The organism is Helicobacter pylori, from assembly GCF_017594925.1.
Classification (GTDB): domain Bacteria; phylum Campylobacterota; class Campylobacteria; order Campylobacterales; family Helicobacteraceae; genus Helicobacter; species Helicobacter pylori_DP.
Map to the genome: position 1 here is coordinate 1 of NZ_JAALNT010000033.1, position 3,743 is coordinate 3,743.

4 protein-coding genes are annotated in these 3,743 nt (G+C 43.8%); all 4 read right to left on the reverse strand.

Translation table 11 applies throughout. The features are described 5' to 3' along the window. Positions 1-613 (reverse strand): ABC transporter ATP-binding protein (locus G6069_RS07760; RefSeq protein ID WP_197293918.1); only part of this gene is annotated, 613 nt, incomplete at its 3' end. 11 nt (positions 614-624) lie between these two features. Next, complete coding sequence (locus G6069_RS07765; protein ID WP_000443383.1) at positions 625-1,482, reverse strand: ABC transporter permease; 858 nt, start codon at positions 1,480-1,482, stop codon at positions 625-627. Continuing rightward, a complete protein-coding gene (locus tag G6069_RS07770) occupies positions 1,482-2,486 on the reverse strand; it encodes an ABC transporter permease (RefSeq protein ID WP_197293919.1) in 1,005 nt (334 codons plus the stop codon). The genes G6069_RS07765 and G6069_RS07770 overlap by 1 nt, the downstream gene beginning before the upstream one ends. 10 nt (positions 2,487-2,496) lie before the next feature. Continuing rightward, on the reverse strand, positions 2,497-3,743 hold a 1,247-nt coding region (locus G6069_RS07775), incomplete at its 5' end, for an ABC transporter substrate-binding protein (protein WP_197293920.1).

The following is a 3,743-nucleotide window of genomic DNA, read 5'->3' on the forward strand; positions in this document are numbered from 1 at the left end:
CTTTTTTTTGCTGCAATTCCTTCATCAATTCTAAAATCTGCGCTTGAATGGTTACATCTAACGCTGTCGTAGGCTCATCAGCGATCAAGATTTCAGGCTCACACACCATAGCCATAGCGATCATCACCCTTTGGCGCTGCCCTCCGCTGAGATTGAAAGGGTATTCGTGGTATTTATCCCCTGCATGGGGAATGCCTACGCGCTCTAACTCATAGACCACCCTTTCTAAGCGTTCTTTTTTATTAAGGTTAGGGTGGTGGATTTTCAACACTTCATTGATTTGAAACCCCACCGTGTAAGAAGGGTTTAGGCTCGTCATAGGCTCTTGAAAGATCATGCCAATTTTTTTACCTCTGATTTCTTTTTGCATCTGTTTTTCTTTGAGTTGCAACAAATCCTGCCCTAAAAATTGAATGCTCCCCCCCACAATTTTCCCGGGCTTTTCAATCAACCCTAAAATAGAAAGCGAAGTGATGCTTTTCCCGCTCCCGCTCTCCCCTACAATGCAGAGCGTTTGAGACTTTTTCAAGCCAAAACTCACGCCATCCACCGCTTTATTCACGCCCTTATCGGTGAAAAAATAAGTTTTTAAATCTTTAACTTCTAAAATCATGCAAGCTCCTTTTAAGAGGCCCGTTTAGGATCTAAAGCGTCCATGATACCATCGCCTACCAGATTAAAACTCATAACCGTTAAAAAAATCATCACCCCAGGGAAAACAAGCATCCAAGGAGCGGTAGCGATGTATTGCATGGAGTTCATCAGCATCGCTCCCCATTCAGGTTTGGGAGGTTGGGCCCCAAGACCTAAGAAGCTCAGCGCGGCCGCTTCTAAAACCGTGGAAGCAAAACCCATTGTCGTTTGCACGATTAAAGGGATAATGCAATTAGGGAAGATCACCTTACACATCAAACGAAGATGCGAAGAACCATTGATTTTAGAAGCGATCACGTATTCTTTTTCTTTTTCGCCCAGCACAGAACTGCGCACCAATCGTGCAAACCCAGGAATCCCCACAAACCCAATAGCGAGCATGGCGTTAGTGAGTGAAGGCCCTAACACAGCGACCACAATCACGATCAATAAAATAGAGGGCAAAGCGAACATGATGTCCATGATACGCATGATAATTGCATCTGTTTTCCCTCCAAAATACCCCGCTATCAGCCCTAGTATCGTGCCAAAAAAGACCGCAATCCCCATAGAAACAATCCCTATGGTTAAAGAAATCCTGGCCCCATAGATCAAGCGGCTCAAAATATCGCGCCCCAAATCATCGGTGCCTAAAAGGTATTTAGCGTTCCCCCCATGCTCCCATATAGGCTTTAAAAGGCGATCTTGCGCGTTTTGGACATAAGGATCATGCGGGGCTAAAAGGGGCGCAAAAACAGCACAAACCACCAACAAAAGCACAATCCATGCCCCAACGACCGCTGCCTTATTTTTTTTGAATTGTTGGATAAACTCTCTAAAAGACTCCATTATGACAACCTTATTCTAGGATCAATAAAAGCGTATAAAATATCCACCAAGAGATTAGCCCCAATATACATCATGGCAATAATCAAAGACATGGACTGGATAATCGGGAAATCGCGTTGGTTGAGCGCATTGACGATCCACTTACCAATCCCAGGCCATGAGAAAACCGTTTCAGTTATCATGCTCCCCCCTAAAAGCCCAGCCAGCATCAAGCCTGCGATAGTCGTTACAGGGATTAAAGCGTTACGCAAAGTGTGCACAAAAATCACCCTAAAGGAGCTGCACCCCTTAGCTTTAGCGGTGCGCACATAATCTTCTTTAGACACTTCTGCCATGCTCGCGCGAGTCATTCTGGCAATAACAGCGGTAGAAACCGTGGCTAACACAATGCTAGGCAAAATCAAGTGCCTAATCGTATCCACAAACGCCCCATAATCCCTTGCGATCAAGCTGTCTATCAAATAAAAACCTGTGGGACCATCTAAATAATACACATCGCTCAAACGCCCAAAAACAGGCAACCACCCCAATTGCACGCTAAAGATATAAATCAGCATAAGCCCTAGCCAAAACACCGGCATAGAAATCCCGGCTAAAGCGAAAGTCATGCTAGAATAATCAAACACGCTATAGCGTTTGATCGCGGCTAACACGCCAACGCTAATACCCAAAACAAGAGCCATAAACAGAGCGATCAAAGCTAATTCCACCGTAGCCGGGAAGCGTTGCCAAAACTCATGCATCACAGGCTCACCGGTCATGATAGAAGTGCCAAAATTGCCATGCAACACATTATTGATAAAGAAAAAATACTGCTCTATCAAGGGCTTATTCAAGCCAAATTGCTCTCTTAAAGCGTCAATAGCGGCTTGATTGGCCTTTTCGCCTAAAATCACTAACGCCGGATCTCCTGGCACTAAATGCACCATCATAAACACGATAATGCTCACTCCAAACAGCGTGGGGATCGCCCATAAAATACGCTTAATGATAAAACTCAGCATACAACCCCTTTCATTTTTCTAAATACACCTTAAAGAAGCGATTCACATTCACTCCAGTCGTCTTATAACCCTTAACTTTAGACAAGTGCGGCACCACCGAATAAGGATAAGCTAAAGGCACATAGGGCGCGTCTTTATGGATGATTTCTTGCGCCTTTAAATAAAGGGCTTCCCTCTCCTTTTGATCCGAAACCCGTTTAGCCTTTACAAGAAGATCTGAAAAGGCGTCGCTCTTATAAAAGGAACCATTTTGAGTGGGTATGGCTGAAGCGGCTTGCTTGCTCCATAAGGTGTATAAGAAATTATCCGGATCCGCAATGTCTGCCATCCAGCCTGCAAACGCCATTTCATGTTCGCCTAATCCCGTTCTTTTCAAATAAGCCCCCCACTCATACACTTCAATTTTCACATCAATGCCAATTTTAGCCAAGCTCGCTTGTATGAACACCGCTCCTTTTGGGTTACGAGTGGCAGTGGTAAAAATAGTGGTTTTAAAGCCGTTAGGATACCCCGCTTGTTTCAACAACTCCTTAGCCTTTTTCAAATCGTATTCGTAGGGTTTGATGTTGTAGTTATAACCCCATATGGTGGGCGGGAAGGGATTGACCATTTTTTGAGCAAAGCCTTCATAAAGCACTTTGATGTAATCATCTGCATTGATCGCATGGTTGATAGCCAAACGCACCAAAGGGTTGTTAAAATACTTTTTTTGCGTGTTCAACGAAAGCCAACTCGCCAACAACCCAGCGCTTTTGTCCACCACGATATTAGGGACTTTTTCTAATTGTTCCACTTCATTGAGGTTAGGCCCGGTCATGAGCATGATTTCGCCAGTTCTTAACGCCAAGGCGCGAGTGGAAGAATTAGGAATGGTGCGCACCACCACTTTGTCTAAATAAGCTTTAGGCCCCCAATAATCTTGATTTTTTAAAAGAATGATTTTTTCATCTTTATTCCATAAAAAGAATTTGAAAGGCCCTGTCCCAACAGGTTTTTTAGCCAACTCGTCTTTTTTATTATTTTGAGCCAAGTAATCAGCGTAATCCTTACTCAAAATGCTCAAAAAATCCATGCCTAAATTGGCTAAAAACGGGGCTTCTGGCCCATTAAGCGTGAATCTAATGGTATAGTCATCTAAAGCTTCAATGCTCTTAATAATATGAGACATGCCCATGCCTTCCCAATACTTATAGCTTTTAGCCCCCGGGCTATAGTATCGTTTAGCCTTATCCATTTGGCGCTCAAAAGAAAACAGCA